This is a genomic window from Pseudomonas sp. H2_A10 (assembly GCF_054680085.1).
In genome coordinates this window covers 5,636,867-5,650,182 of the sequence record NZ_CP162821.1, presented here as the reverse complement: position 1 = coordinate 5,650,182, position 13,316 = coordinate 5,636,867, and the positions used below count along the sequence as shown (strand labels likewise).

Annotated in this window: 11 protein-coding genes; 7 read left to right on the top strand and 4 right to left on the bottom strand. The window is 63.3% G+C overall.

The genetic code is table 11. The annotated features are described in order from the left end of the window. The 4 genes from AB4O23_RS26305 to AB4O23_RS26290 all read right to left on the bottom strand — a co-directional run bounded on the left by AB4O23_RS26305 (position 1) and on the right by AB4O23_RS26290 (position 4,898). Positions 1-1,035, bottom strand: a complete 1,035-nt coding sequence (locus AB4O23_RS26305; protein WP_017529752.1) for an ABC transporter ATP-binding protein — start codon at positions 1,033-1,035, stop codon at positions 1-3. 136 nt (positions 1,036-1,171) lie between these two features. Then, positions 1,172-2,323 carry a putative ABC transporter substrate-binding protein YdcS gene (ydcS, locus tag AB4O23_RS26300; RefSeq protein ID WP_065877183.1) on the bottom strand — a complete coding sequence of 384 codons (1,152 nt, stop codon included), beginning with the start codon at positions 2,321-2,323 and terminating at the stop codon, positions 1,172-1,174. Positions 2,324-2,395: 72 nt separating this feature from the next. Beyond that, the gene (locus AB4O23_RS26295; RefSeq protein WP_080598170.1) at positions 2,396-3,883 is read right to left on the bottom strand and encodes a gamma-aminobutyraldehyde dehydrogenase; all 1,488 of its coding nucleotides are present in this window, start codon (positions 3,881-3,883) and stop codon (positions 2,396-2,398) included. Between the two features lie 103 nt (positions 3,884-3,986). Continuing rightward, complete coding sequence (locus AB4O23_RS26290; RefSeq protein WP_017529749.1) at positions 3,987-4,898, bottom strand: LysR family transcriptional regulator; 912 nt, start codon at positions 4,896-4,898, stop codon at positions 3,987-3,989. 167 nt (positions 4,899-5,065) lie between these two features. Here AB4O23_RS26290 and AB4O23_RS26285 point away from each other — a divergent pair, with 167 nt between their 5' ends. From AB4O23_RS26285 to cheB, 7 genes are all read left to right on the top strand, one after another. Continuing rightward, positions 5,066-5,776, top strand: a complete 711-nt coding sequence (locus AB4O23_RS26285; protein ID WP_065877182.1) for a tellurite resistance TerB family protein — start codon at positions 5,066-5,068, stop codon at positions 5,774-5,776. Positions 5,777-5,925: 149 nt separating this feature from the next. Beyond that, positions 5,926-7,548, top strand: coding sequence for a methyl-accepting chemotaxis protein (locus AB4O23_RS26280; protein WP_017529747.1), 1,623 nt, complete (start codon positions 5,926-5,928; stop codon positions 7,546-7,548). Beyond that, positions 7,548-8,060: a chemotaxis protein CheW gene (locus tag AB4O23_RS26275; protein WP_017529746.1), complete on the top strand. Its 513-nt coding sequence runs from the start codon at positions 7,548-7,550 to the stop codon at positions 8,058-8,060. Before AB4O23_RS26280 ends, AB4O23_RS26275 begins: the two co-directional genes overlap by 1 nt. After that, the gene (locus AB4O23_RS26270) at positions 8,057-9,310 is read left to right on the top strand and encodes a CheR family methyltransferase (RefSeq protein ID WP_065877181.1); all 1,254 of its coding nucleotides are present in this window, start codon (positions 8,057-8,059) and stop codon (positions 9,308-9,310) included. Before AB4O23_RS26275 ends, AB4O23_RS26270 begins: the two co-directional genes overlap by 4 nt. Further along, a complete protein-coding gene (locus tag AB4O23_RS26265) occupies positions 9,307-10,005 on the top strand; it encodes a chemotaxis protein CheW (RefSeq protein ID WP_065877180.1) in 699 nt (232 codons plus the stop codon). Before AB4O23_RS26270 ends, AB4O23_RS26265 begins: the two co-directional genes overlap by 4 nt. After that, positions 10,002-12,272, top strand: coding sequence for a response regulator (locus AB4O23_RS26260; protein ID WP_460061289.1), 2,271 nt, complete (start codon positions 10,002-10,004; stop codon positions 12,270-12,272). The genes AB4O23_RS26265 and AB4O23_RS26260 overlap by 4 nt, the downstream gene beginning before the upstream one ends. Next, entirely contained in the window at positions 12,269-13,279 is a 1,011-nt protein-coding gene (gene cheB, locus AB4O23_RS26255; protein WP_017529742.1) for a chemotaxis response regulator protein-glutamate methylesterase, read from the top strand. Before AB4O23_RS26260 ends, cheB begins: the two co-directional genes overlap by 4 nt. The last annotated feature ends 37 nt before the right edge of the window (positions 13,280-13,316 follow it).

Genomic DNA, 13,316 nt, shown 5'->3' with positions numbered 1-13,316 from the left:
TCACACCTCGCCTGTGCTGTCGGCCAGCGGCGTCATGGCTTGCCGCGCCCAGCGTGCGGTGATGGTCTGGCCGACCTGATGCGCACTGCTGGTATCGAGCCACTGGTTGTTGGCCTGGCTGATGTTCAGCGCCTGGCCGTTTGCCAGTTTCAACTCGTAGCGCGTGGCACTGCCCTGGTACTGGATGTCGTGGAGCACACCGCTGATTTCCACGTCACCGGCCGCCAGCGGGCCTTCGGCAAAACGCACGTGTTCCGGGCGGATCGAAAACGCCTGCGCACTGCCGCTCAGCAGTTGGGCCAGCTCGCCGCGAATCACGTTGGAGGTGCCGACAAACTCCGCCACGAACGCGGTGGCCGGTTTCATATAGAGGTTGCGCGGGGTGTCGACCTGTTCGATGCGGCCTTTGTTGAATACCGCCACGCGGTCGGACATTGACAGCGCTTCGGTCTGGTCGTGGGTCACGAAGATAAACGTGATGCCCAATTGCCGTTGCAGCTTTTTCAGCTCGCTTTGCATCTGTTCGCGCAGCTTGAGGTCGAGGGCGCCCAACGGTTCGTCGAGCAGCAACACCCGCGGGCGATTGACCAGCGCGCGGGCCAGGGCTACGCGTTGGCGTTGGCCGCCGGAGAGTTGCACCGGTTTGCGCTCGCCATAGCCGCCCAGGGCCACCATGGCCAGGGTTTCTTCGGCACGGCTCAGGCGCTCGGCCTTGCCCACGCCTTTGACTTTGAGGCCGTAGGCCACGTTGTCGCGCACGTTCATGTGGGGGAACAGCGCGTAATCCTGGAACACGGTGTTGACGTCGCGCTGGTAGGGCGGCAAGCCGGCGGCTTCCTCGCCATGAATACGGATCGAGCCCGCGCTCGGCTGCTCGAAGCCTGCGATCAGGCGCAGGCAGGTGGTCTTGCCCGAGCCCGAAGGGCCGAGCATGGAAAAGAACTCGCCGTCCTGGATATCGATGCAAACCCGGTCAACGGCCTTTACTTCGCCGAACTGACGAGAAACGTGGGTGAATTGGACTGCAAGCGTCATGGTGCGGTGCTCCAAAAAAGCATGGGCCGTCGCAGCGGCCCGGCCTGGGCTTCTGAAAAAACAACAGATCTGTGAATACGGTCAGTGTGGGAGGGAGCAAGCCCCTCCCACAGGGGCCTATGTTGTCTGAAGGGCCTCAGCGCCCACCCATGATCGCGATGTAATCCTGGGTCCAGCGGCTGTACGGCACGAACTTGCCGCCTTCGGCCTGCGGGGTTTTCCAGAAGGCGATCTTGTCGAACTGGTCGAACCCGTTGGTCTTGCAGCCTTCGGCGCCGAGCAGTTCGCTCTCTTTACACGCTGCGGGCACCGCCGGCAGCGAGCCGAACCAGGCGGCTACATCGCCCTGGACCTTGGGTTGCAGCGACCAGTCCATCCACTTGTAGGCGCAGTTGGGGTGTTTGGCCTCGCTGTGCAACATGGTGGTGTCGGCCCAACCGGTGGCGCCTTCTTTCGGGATGGTCGAGGCGATCGGCTGCTTCTCGTTTTGCAGGCCGTTGACCTGATACGGCCAGGCGCTGGAGGCCACCACGCCTTCGTTTTTGAAGTCACTCATTTGCACGGTGGTGTCGTGCCAGTAGCGGTGGATCAGCGGTTGCTGGGCGCGCAACACGTCGAGCACGGCCTTGTATTGGGTTTCGGTCAGTTCGTACGGGTTCTGGATACCCAGCTCCGGCTTGGTCGACTTGAGGTACAGCGCCGCATCGGCGATGTAGATCGGGCCGTCATAGGCCTGCACGCGACCCTTGTTCGGTTTGCCGTCCGGCAGGTTCTGCGCTTTGAACAGCACATCCCAACTGGTGGGCGCGGTCTTGAACACGTTGGTGTTGTACATCAATACGTTCGGGCCCCATTGGTAAGGGGTGCCGTAGGTTTGCTGGCCTACCACGTACCACGGCCCGTCCTTGAGGCGCGGGTCGATGTTTTTCCAGTTGGCGATCAACGCGGTGTTGATCGGTTGCACCCGTTTGCCGGCGATCAAGCGCAGCGATGCGTCACCCGACGCGGTGACCAGGTCGTAACCCCCCTTGGCCATCAGGCTTACCATTTCGTCCGAGGTGGCGGCGGTTTTCACGTTGACCTTGCAGCCGGTTTCCTTCTCGAAACCGGTGACCCAGTCGTAGGCCTTGTCGCTTTCGCCGCGTTCGATATAGCCGGGCCAGGCGACGATATCCAACTGGCCTTCACCTGCGCCAACGGCCTTGAGCGGTTCGGCGGCCTGAACGCTGACGCTGGCCAGCAGCGCGGTGGTCAAGGCGCTGAGTAATGCTGTCTTGTGCGCGGACATGGGAGTTCCCTCTTCTTTAATTATGGTCGGGGCAGTGTTTTGAACCGGTGACGCATGAGCGTAGTTGTTGTTTTAAAGATGCTGGCCGTGGCGAGCCATGATGTGGCGCACCACGCTGTAGTCCTGTAGCGAATCGCTGGACAGATCCTTGCCATACCCCGAGCGCTTCAAGCCGCCGTGGGGCATCTCGCTGACCAGCATGAAATGGCTGTTGATCCAGGTGCAGCCGTATTGCAGACGCGCCGCCACTTGCATGGCCTTGTCCAGGTTTTGCGTCCACACCGACGAGGCCAGGCCGTATTCGGACTCGTTGGCCCAGTCCACCGCGTGTTCCAGCTCGTCAAACCGCGTCACGGTGACCACCGGGCCGAACACTTCGCGCTGCACGATTTCATCATTCTGTTTACAGCCGGCGAGCAAGGTCGGCTGGTAATAAAAGCCCGCCCCGGAATGCACGGCGGCACCGGTGACGCGTTCGATATGCGGCTGGCCGAGGGCGCGTTCGACAAAACTGGCCACGCGGTCGCGCTGGCGCGTGCTGATCAGCGGGCCCAGTTCATTGTCGGCATCGCGCTTGCCGGCAAAACGCAGGCTGCTGACCGCTGCGCCCAGTTCGGCGACCAAGGTGTCGTGGATACCGGCCTGGGCGTAAATACGGCACGCGGCGGTGCAATCCTGGCCAGCGTTGTAATAACCGTAAGCGCGCACGCCCTCGACCACGGCTTGCAGGTCGGCGTCGTTGCACACAATGACCGGGGCCTTGCCGCCCAGTTCCAAATGGGTGCGCTTGAGGGTCTTGGCGGCGGCCTGGAGGATCTTTTGCCCGGTGACGATATCGCCGGTCAGCGAGACCATGCGTACTTTCGGGTGACTGACCAAGTGGCTGCCGACGCCTTCCCCGCCGCCACACAGGATGTTGATCACCCCGCGTGGTAACAAATCCTTCAGGGCCGGCGCCAGGGCGAGGATCGACAACGGCGTGTGCTCCGACGGCTTGAACACTAAGGTGTTGCCGGCGGCCAGTGCCGGGGCGATTTTCCAGGCGGCCATCATCAACGGGTAATTCCATGGGGCGATGGACGCCACCACGCCAATCGGGTCGCGCCGCACCATGCTGGTGTAGCCCGGCAGGTATTCGCCGCTGAGCTGGCCGGTTTGGCAACGTACGGCACCGGCGAAGAAGCGGAACACGTCGACGGTGGCACTCAAGTCATCCTGGCGCGCCAGGTGCAGCGGCTTGCCGCAGTTCAGGGATTCCAGGCGGGCCAGGTAGTCGGCTTGTTTTTCGATGGCATCGGCGATGCCGAGCAGGATGTTGGAGCGTTGCTGCGGCGTGGTGCGCGACCAACCGGCAAATGCACGGTGGGCGGCCAGGATGGCGCTTTCGACTTGCTCGGGGCTGGCTTCGGCGATCTGGGTGAGCACTTCGCCGGTGGCCGGGTTGAGGATCGGCTCGACAAACCCTTGGCCAGGGACCAGTTCGCCGTCGATCAGCAACGCAGTGAGCAGCGGAGTGGGCGCGCCGGACATTTTTCGTGATCTCTTTTCTTGTGCGGTCATGGGCGTTCTCTTACAAGGCGCCTGACCTTCTCTTAGGGGATCAACAGAGACTAGAGGCCAGGCACGAGCTCAACAAATACTAAATACTGAATGCAGCATTCGATTAAATAGATGGCTTGCGTGGGTGTGGCTGCTCCCGGGCCACGGTAAGGAATGGGTCGACCAGCGCAGGCCTTGCCGTGCCACGGCGCCAGGCCAGGCCTACGTCGAGGGTCTGGCTGAGGTCGGCAATGGGCCGCGCTTCAATGATGTCGCCCTCCAGTGACCAGGGCCGGTAGGTCATGTCGGGCTGGATCGACACGCCCAGGCCTGCGGCAACCAGGCTACGCACGGCTTCCGTCGATGCCGTGCGCAATGTGACGCGCGGTTGCAGCCCTGCGCTGGTCCACAGGCGCTGGGCGTTGTGGCCCATTTCGTCGACGTTCAGTTGGATCAGCGGCTCGCGCGCCACATCGGCGAGGTTGATGCTGTCGTGCTCCAGCAGCGGATGTTGCGCCGGCAGCCACAGGCGGTGGGGCGAATGGGTCAGCACTTCGGTCTGCAACGCATGGCGGTCTTCCAGGTTGGAGAGGATCAGCACGCCCACGTCGATCTCGCCGCTGACCAGCAAATGCTCGATATACGGGCGCTCGTCTTCCATCACGCGGAGTTCCACATTGGGGTAGGCACGCTGGAAACGGGTGAGCAGGTCCGCCAGGTAATAGCCGGCGACCAGGCTGGTCACGCCGATGATCAGCTGCCCAGCCACCTGGTCGGTGCTCTGTTGCAGGCTGCGCTTGGCGTTGTCGACGGTGGCGAGGATCAGGTGCGCCTGGCGCAGGAACTGGTGGCCCTGGTGGGTCAGCGTCATGCCCTTGGCGTGGCGGTTGAACAGGTTGACGCCGATTTCCTGCTCCAATTGCTGGATCGCCAGGGTCAGGGTCGATTGGGAGATGAACGCGGTTTGCGCGGCGGCGGAGATCGAACCGGTCTCGGCCACGGCAATGAAGTGCCGGATTTGACGCAGGGTCATCATGCTGGAATTACCGGTGGGGTGTTTTTATAGATTTGATCGAGTGTATATCGATTTTAGCGAACGGCACCGGCGTTACATCTGGAAGCACTCTAGATCGGGGTTTTTTGGCACTTAGTTTTACGCTGGTGGCCTATTGGTCCTATGAACCCAAGTGTCTGGAGGCTTTTATGAACACCCGTGGATTGCTCGATCAGTTGCTCAAATCGGGCCAGGACATGTTGCAAAACAAAGCTGGCGGCCAACGTAAGCAGGACGATAAAGGCGCATTGGGCGGTTTGCTCGGCAGCGGTGGGCTGGGCAGCCTGCTCGGCGGCGCGGGTGGCGGTGCCTTGGCGGCCGGCGCCATGGGCCTGTTGCTGGGCAACAAAAAGGCGCGCAAATTCGGCGGCAAGGCCCTCACTTATGGCGGGCTGGCGGCGCTGGGCGTGATCGCCTACAAGGCCTACGGCAACTGGCAGGCCAATCAGGGCGGCGCCCCTCGGGGCGAACCGCAAACCATTGACCGCCTGCCACCGGCCCAGGTCGAGCAACACAGCCAGGGCATCCTCAAGGCGCTGGTGGCCGCGGCAAAAGCCGACGGGCATGTGGACGAGCGCGAGCGCGCACTGATCGAGGGTGAATTCACCAAACTGGACAATGACCGCGAACTGCAAAGCTGGCTGCACGCCGAACTGAACAAACCGCTGGACCCGGCCGACGTGGCGCGAGCGGCCGGCACCCCGGAAATGGCCGCCGAGATGTATATCGCCAGCGTGATGTTGGTGGACGAAGAAAACTTCATGGAAAAGGCCTATCTGGACGAATTGGCGCGTCAACTCAAGCTTGAACCAGGTTTGAAACTGGAGCTGGAAAAGCAAGTGCGCCAAGCCACCCTCTGAGCCTTTGCGCTTATATCAGGCACCCCGTCTGGTGCAATACCCCGGGGTGTTTTTGCAATTTGCGAGCGCTGCATCCAAACCCATTGATTTATGAGGGCTTGCGCTCGGCTATACTGCCCTCCATTTGAATGGCCCTCCGAGGAATTACTGTGAAGAACTGGACCTTGCGCCAACGCATCTTGGCAAGCTTTGCGGTCATTATCGCCATCATGCTGCTCATGGTTGTGGTCTCGTATTCGCGGTTGATGAAGATCGAATCCAGCGAAGTCGCGGTGCGCGACGATGCGGTGCCGGGGGTGTACCTCAGTTCGATGATTCGCAGCGCGTGGGTCGACAGTTACCTGCATACCCTGGAACTTCTGGGCCTGCGCGAAGATAAAAAGCTCAGCGATGCCGACAAGGCCGAGTTCATAAGCTTCGAAACGCGCATGCTGCAGCAGATGGCGCTCTACGAGAAAACCATCGCCGCCGGTGACGACCGTTCCGAGTTCGACAAATTCGAAACCTTGCACCAGCTCTACAACAAGAGCCTGGCCACCGTGAAAGAAAGCTTGCAGCGCGGTGACATCGCGGCCGCGCGCAAAGAGTTCGACACGCAACTGACTCCGGCCTGGACCGCAGGCCGGATGAAGCTCAACGACATCATTACCGAAAACAAGAATGTCGCCGACCGTGCGACCAACGCCATTGATGATGCGGTGTCCGCCGCGAAAATCAGCATGTTCCTGTCGCTGCTCGTGGCCCTCTTCGCCGCCGGCCTGTGCGGCCTGCTGCTGATGCGCGCAATCATGGCGCCGATGCAGCGTATCGTCGAAATCCTTGAGGTCATGCGGACCGGTGACCTGAGCAAGCGCCTGAACCTTGAGCGCAAGGACGAATTCGGCGCCGTGGAAACCGGCTTCAACGACATGATGACCGAACTGACGGCCCTGGTGTCCCAGGCCCAGCGCTCGTCGGTACAGGTGACCACCTCGGTGACAGAGATTGCCGCCACCTCCAAGCAGCAGCAGGCCACGGCCACTGAAACCGCTGCCACCACCACCGAAATCGGCGCCACCTCGCGGGAAATCGCCGCCACGTCCAAAGACTTGGTCCGCACCATGACCGAAGTGTCCACCGCCGCCGACCAGGCTTCGGTGGCCGCCGGTTCCGGCCAGCAGGGCCTGGCCCGCATGGAAGAGACCATGCACTCGGTGATGGGCGCCGCCGACTTGGTGAACGCCAAGCTGGCGATCCTCAACGAGAAGGCCGGCAACATCAACCAAGTGGTGGTGACCATCGTCAAGGTGGCCGACCAGACCAACCTGTTGTCGCTCAACGCGGCCATCGAGGCCGAGAAGGCCGGTGAATATGGACGCGGTTTTGCCGTGGTCGCCACTGAAGTGCGCCGCCTGGCCGACCAGACCGCCGTGGCCACCTACGACATCGAGCAGATGGTGCGCGAGATCCAGTCGGCGGTCTCCGCCGGGGTGATGGGCATGGACAAGTTTTCCGAGGAAGTGCGCCGTGGCATGTTCGAAGTGCAGCAGGTGGGCGAGCAACTCTCGCAGATCATCCACCAGGTGCAGGCGCTGGCGCCGCGCGTGTTGATGGTCAACGAAGGCATGCAGGCCCAGGCCACCGGTGCCGAGCAGATCAACCACGCGTTGGTGCAACTGGGCGATGCCAGCAGCCAGACGGTGGAGTCCCTGCGCCAGGCCAGTTTTGCGATTGATGAGCTGAGCCAGGTTGCGGTGGGCCTGCGCGGCGGCGTTTCGCGTTTCAAAGTCTGATGAGCGACCTCGCGGCTAAACGCGGCGCCGTCCTGGCAGCGAAAAAGGCGTTGTTCCTGGTGTTTCACATCGGCAGTGAACGGTATGCCCTCAAGGCCACCGAAGTGGCCGAAGTGCTGCCACGCCTGCCGCTTAAGCCGATCGCCCATGCACCGCTGTGGGTCTCGGGCATCTTTGCCCATCGCGGCGCGCTGGTGCCGGTGATCGACCTCAGCGCATTGACCTTCGGCACCCCGGCCCAGGCCCGCACCAGCACGCGGCTGGTGCTGGTCAATTACCAGCCGCACCCGTGGATAGAAGCGCGCTGGCTGGGGCTGATCCTGGAGCAGGCCACCGACACCCTGCGTTGCGACCCGGCGCAGTTCCAGCCCTACGGCCTGGACAACCGCCAGGCGCCGTACCTGGGGCCCGTGCGCGAAGACGCGCAGGGCCTGATGCAGTGGATCAGCGTGAATGACCTGCTCACCGATGAAGTGCGCGCCTTGTTGTTTTCTGCCGAGCTGAGCCTATGAGCCACGACCCACGCTTCTTTGTCTTCTTGAAAGAACGTATCGGCCTGGACGTCGCATCGGTCGGCGAGGCGATCATTGAGCGCGCGGTGCGCCAACGCAGCCAGGCGGTGCAGGCGCAGACCGCAGGCGAGTACTGGCAGCACCTGCAAAGCAGCGAAGATGAACAGCAAGCGCTGATCGAAGCGGTGATCGTCCCCGAAACCTGGTTTTTCCGTTACCCCGAGTCCTTTGCAACCCTGGCCCGACTGGCCAAGGCGCGCCTGCTTGAGATCAAGCAGATGCGCGCGCTGCGCATCCTCAGCCTGCCGTGTTCGACCGGCGAAGAACCCTATTCGATCGCCATGGCCTTGCTCGATGCGGGCCTGGCGCCGCACCAGTTCAAGGTGCAGGGAATGGACGTCAGCCCGCTGTCGGTGGAGCGCGCGCGACGGGGTGTGTACGGCAAGAACTCCTTTCGCGGTGGCGACTTGGCGTTTCGCGAGCGCCATTTTGTGGAGTGCGGCGACGGTTACCACATCGCCGACCGCGTGCGCGAACAGGTGCGCTTGCAAGTCGGCAACCTGCTCGACCCGGCGCTGCTGGCCCATGAGGCGAGCTATGACTTCGTGTTTTGCCGCAACCTGCTGATCTATTTCGACCAGCCGACCCAGCAGCAAGTGTTCGATGTGCTCAAGGGCCTGACCCACGTGGACGGGGTGCTGTTTATCGGCCCGGCCGAGGGCAGCCTGCTGGGGCGCCATGGCATGCGCTCGATTGGCGTGCCGCAGTCATTCGCGTTCAGCCGGCATGCGGAGCCGGTGGCGCCTGCGCCAACCTTTGTGCCCATGCCCCTGCCGCCGCGCAGTGCGGCACCCATCCCCGTCAAGCCGCGACCGTTCAGCACCGCCAGCGCGCACGTCGTGCCGATCAAGCCGGCGCTCGCCGATGCAAGCACCTTGCTCAGCCGTATCGCCACCCTGGCCAATGAGGGCAAAAGTGCCGAGGCGCGGGCCGCGTGCGATCAGTATTTGAGCAGCCACCCGCCGGCCGCCCAGGTGTTTTACTGGCTGGGGCTGCTCAGCGATGTGGACGGCAGCGCCCTGCAAGCCCAGGGGTATTATCGAAAAGCCTTGTACCTGGAACCCCAGCATCCGCAGGCCTTGATGCACCTGGCCGCGTTGCTTGAGTCCCAGGGCGACAGCGCGGGGGCGCGCCGTTTGCAGGCGCGGGCCGCCCGTAGCGAGCGAGCTGACAGTGAGTCCAAACGATGAGTAGCCCTGACGCGCTCGACACCGCCGGCCTCGACCTGACGCTGGCCGATACCCAAGCCATCGACGATTGCTGGAACCGCATCGGTATTCACGGCGACAAGTCGTGCCCGCTGCTGGTGGATCACATCCATTGTCGCAATTGCTCGGTTTACTCGGCGGCCGCTACGCGCTTGCTGGACCGTTATGCCTTGCAGCAGGATGACCGCCGCCCGACGGCCGCCAAGGTCGACGAAGAGATCGTGACCCGCTCCTTGCTGATGTTTCGCCTCGGCGAAGAATGGCTGGGGATTGCCACCCGCTGCCTGGTGGAAGTGGCACCGTTGCAACCGATCCACTCGCTGCCGCACCAGCGTTCGCGCGCGCTGCTCGGCGTGGCCAATGTGCGTGGCGCGCTGGTGGCGTGCCTGTCGCTGGCGGAACTGCTGGGCCTGGACACCACCGGCAACGGCACCGGCGGTGGGCGAGTCATGCCGCGCATGTTGATCATCGCCGCGCAGGATGGGCCGGTGGTGGTGCCGGTGGATGAAGTGGACGGCATCCACGCTATCGACGAGCGCACCCTGGACGCCGCGTCGGCCTCGGGCGCCCAGGCCAGCGCACGCTTTACCCAGGGGGTATTGCAGTGGAAGGGCCGCAGCCTGCGTTGGCTGGACGAGGCGCAATTGTTGTCCGCCGTGACTCGGAGCCTCACATGACCCCCGACCAGATGCGCGATGCCTCGCTGCTGGAACTGTTCAGCCTGGAAGCCGATGCGCAGACCCAGGTGCTGAGCGCGGGGCTGCTGGCCCTGGAACGTAACCCGACCCAGGCCGACCAGCTCGAGGCCTGCATGCGTGCGGCGCACTCGCTCAAGGGCGCGGCGCGCATTGTCGGCATAGACGCCGGGGTGAGCGTGTCGCATGTGATGGAGGACTGCCTGGTCAGTGCCCAGGAAGGCCGCCTGTACCTGCAACCCGAACATATCGACGCCTTGCTGCAAGGCACCGACCTGCTGATGCGCATAGCCACGCCGGGCAACAGCCTGGGCCCGGCGGATATCGACGCTTATGTGGTGCTGATGGAGCGCCTGCTCGACCCCTCGCAGCCGACCGCCAAAGTCGCGCCGCCGCCCGCCGTACCCGCCCCCGTCGTTGAAGCGCTGGCGCCGGACCCGGAGCCTGCGTCGCCGGTCGTCGGCGACACGCCACGCCAGAACAAACACATGACCGAAGGCGGCGAGCGCGTATTGCGTGTGACCGCCGAGCGCTTGAACAGCCTGTTGGACTTGTCCAGCAAGTCGTTGGTGGAAACCCAGCGCCTCAAGCCCTACCTGGCCGGCATGCAGCGCCTCAAGCGCATTCAAAGCCAGAGCGTGCGCGCCCTCGACGTCCTGGACGGCCAGCTCAAGCCGCTGGCCCTGAACCTTGAAGCCCAGGAAGCCCTGGCCGATACCCGCCGCTTGCTGAACGAAGCCCAGGCCTTGCTGGCGGAAAAAGTCGCCGAACTGGATGAGTTCGGCTGGCAGGTCGGGCAGCGTGCCCAGGTGCTCTACGACACCGCACTGGCGTGCCGCATGCGCCCGTTTGCCGATGTGCTGGCCGGGCAAACGCGCATGGTGCGGGACCTGGGCCGCAGCCTGGGCAAGCAGGTGCGCCTGGAGATCGAAGGCGAAAAAACCCAGGTCGACCGCGACGTGCTGGAAAAGCTCGAAGCGCCACTCACCCATTTGCTCCGCAATGCCGTCGACCACGGCATCGAAACCCCTGAACAGCGCCTGCTGGCGGGTAAACCGGCCGAAGGGCTGATCCGCCTGCGCGCGTCCCACCAGGCCGGGTTGCTGGTGCTGGAACTGAGCGACGATGGCAATGGTGTCGACCTGGAGCGCCTGCGCGGCAGCATTGTGGATCGCCACCTTTCGACCCTGGAAACGGCGCTGAACCTGAGCGAAGAGGAACTGCTGACGTTCCTGTTCCTGCCGGGCTTCAGCCTGCGCGACAAGGTCACCGAAGTGTCCGGGCGCGGCGTCGGGCTGGACGCGGTGCAGCATATGGTGCGCCAGTTACGCGGCGCGGTGGTGCTGGAGCAGACGGCGGGGCAGGGCAGCCGGTTCCATCTGGAGGTGCCGCTGACCTTGTCGGTGGTGCGCAGCCTGGTGGTGGAAGTCGGCGAAGAAGCCTACGCGTTTCCATTGGCGCACATCGAGCGCATGTGCGACCTGGCCCCCGAAGACATCGTGCAACTGGAAGGCCGCCAGCATTTCTGGCACGAAGGCCGGCATGTCGGCCTGGTCGCCGCCAGCCAGTTGTTACAGCGCCCGCCGGGGCAGAACAATGATCAAACCTTGAAGGTGGTGGTGATACGCGAGCGCGATGCGGTGTACGGTATCGCCGTGGAGCGTTTTGTCGGCGAACGCACCCTGGTGGTGTTGCCGTTGGATGCGCGTTTGGGCAAGGTCCAGGATATTTCCGCCGGTGCCTTGCTGGACGACGGCTCGGTGGTGCTGATCGTCGATGTGGAAGACATGCTGCGTTCGGTGGACAAATTGCTCAACACCGGTCGCCTGGAACGTATCGCCCGGCGCAGCCAGCAGGCCACCGAGGCGCCGCGCAAACGCGTGCTGGTGGTGGACGACTCGCTCACCGTGCGGGAGTTGCAACGTAAATTGCTGCTTAATCGTGGTTACGAAGTGGCTGTGGCGGTCGACGGTATGGACGGTTGGAACGCCTTGCGCTCCGAAGACTTCGACCTTTTGATCACTGACATTGATATGCCTCGCATGGACGGTATTGAATTGGTCACACTCTTGCGCCGTGATACTCGCCTGCAATCATTGCCGGTGATGGTGGTGTCGTACAAAGACCGAGAAGAAGATCGTCGCCGTGGCCTGGACGCCGGCGCCGATTACTACCTGGCCAAGGCCAGTTTCCACGATGACGCGCTGCTCGATGCCGTGGTCGAGTTGATCGGAGGCGCGCGGGCATGAAGATCGCGATCGTCAATGACATGCCCCTGGCGGTAGAGGCGTTGCGCCGTGCCTTGAGCTTCGAACCCGCGCACCAACTGGTGTGGGTGGCCGCCAATGGCCTGGAAGCGGTGCGGTGCTGCGCCGAGCTGACGCCGGACCTGATCCTGATGGACCTGATCATGCCGGTGATGGACGGGGTGGAGGCCACGCGACAGATCATGGCCGAGACGCCGTGCGCGATCCTGCTGGTGACCGTCGACCGCCAGGCCAATATGGGCCGGGTCTTCGAAGCCATGGGGCATGGCGCCCTGGACGTGGTAGACACCCCGGCGCTGGGCGTGGGCAACCCCAAGGATGCGGCGGCGCCGTTACTGCGCAAAATCCTCAATATCGGCTGGTTGATCGGCCAGCGTGGCAGTCGCGTACGGGCCGAAACCACGCCGGCGCGCCATACCGGCAAACGCCAGAGCCTGGTGGCTATCGGCTCCTCGGCCGGTGGCCCCGCAGCCCTGGAGATCCTGCTCAAGGGCTTGCCCCGCGACTTTTGCGCCGCCATTGTGCTGGTGCAACACGTGGATCAGGTGTTCGCCGCCGGCATGGCTGAGTGGCTGAGCAGTGCCTCCGGGTTGCCGGTGCGCCTGGCCCGTGAAGGCGAACCGCCGCAAGGCGGGGTAGTGCTGCTGGCGGGTACCAACCACCATATTCGGTTACTCAAAAACGGAACGCTGGCCTACACCGCCGAGCCGGTGAATGAGATTTACCGGCCGTCGATCGACGTTTTTTTCGAAAGCGTGGCCAGCTACTGGAGTGGCGATGCGGTCGGCGTACTGCTGACCGGCATGGGCCGCGACGGTGCTCAAGGCCTCAAGTTGATGCGGGAACAAGGATATTTGACCATCGCCCAGGATCAGCAAAGCTGCGCGGTGTATGGCATGCCCAAAGCGGCGGCGGCAATTGATGCTGCTGTTGAAATTCGCCCACTGGATAGAATTGCGCCCCGGTTGCTGGAGGTCTTTGCACAATGAGCAGGGTCTTTGGCAGCGCTGGCTTGCAGGCAGTAAT

Excerpts from the sequence above, each read along its gene's own strand:
- AB4O23_RS26305 (WP_017529752.1), bottom strand. The coding sequence starts at position 1,035 with ATGACGCTTGCAGTCCAATTCACCCACGTTTCTCGTCAGTTCGGCGAA.
- ydcS (WP_065877183.1), bottom strand. The coding sequence starts at position 2,323 with ATGTCCGCGCACAAGACAGCATTACTCAGCGCCTTGACCACCGCGCTG.
- AB4O23_RS26295 (WP_080598170.1), bottom strand. The coding sequence starts at position 3,883 with ATGACCGCACAAGAAAAGAGATCACGAAAAATGTCCGGCGCGCCCACT.
- AB4O23_RS26290 (WP_017529749.1), bottom strand. The coding sequence starts at position 4,898 with ATGATGACCCTGCGTCAAATCCGGCACTTCATTGCCGTGGCCGAGACC.
- AB4O23_RS26285 (WP_065877182.1), top strand. The coding sequence starts at position 5,066 with ATGAACACCCGTGGATTGCTCGATCAGTTGCTCAAATCGGGCCAGGAC.
- AB4O23_RS26275 (WP_017529746.1), top strand. The coding sequence starts at position 7,548 with ATGAGCGACCTCGCGGCTAAACGCGGCGCCGTCCTGGCAGCGAAAAAG.
- AB4O23_RS26270 (WP_065877181.1), top strand. The coding sequence starts at position 8,057 with ATGAGCCACGACCCACGCTTCTTTGTCTTCTTGAAAGAACGTATCGGC.
- AB4O23_RS26265 (WP_065877180.1), top strand. The coding sequence starts at position 9,307 with ATGAGTAGCCCTGACGCGCTCGACACCGCCGGCCTCGACCTGACGCTG.
- AB4O23_RS26260 (WP_460061289.1), top strand. The coding sequence starts at position 10,002 with ATGACCCCCGACCAGATGCGCGATGCCTCGCTGCTGGAACTGTTCAGC.
- cheB (WP_017529742.1), top strand. The coding sequence starts at position 12,269 with ATGAAGATCGCGATCGTCAATGACATGCCCCTGGCGGTAGAGGCGTTG.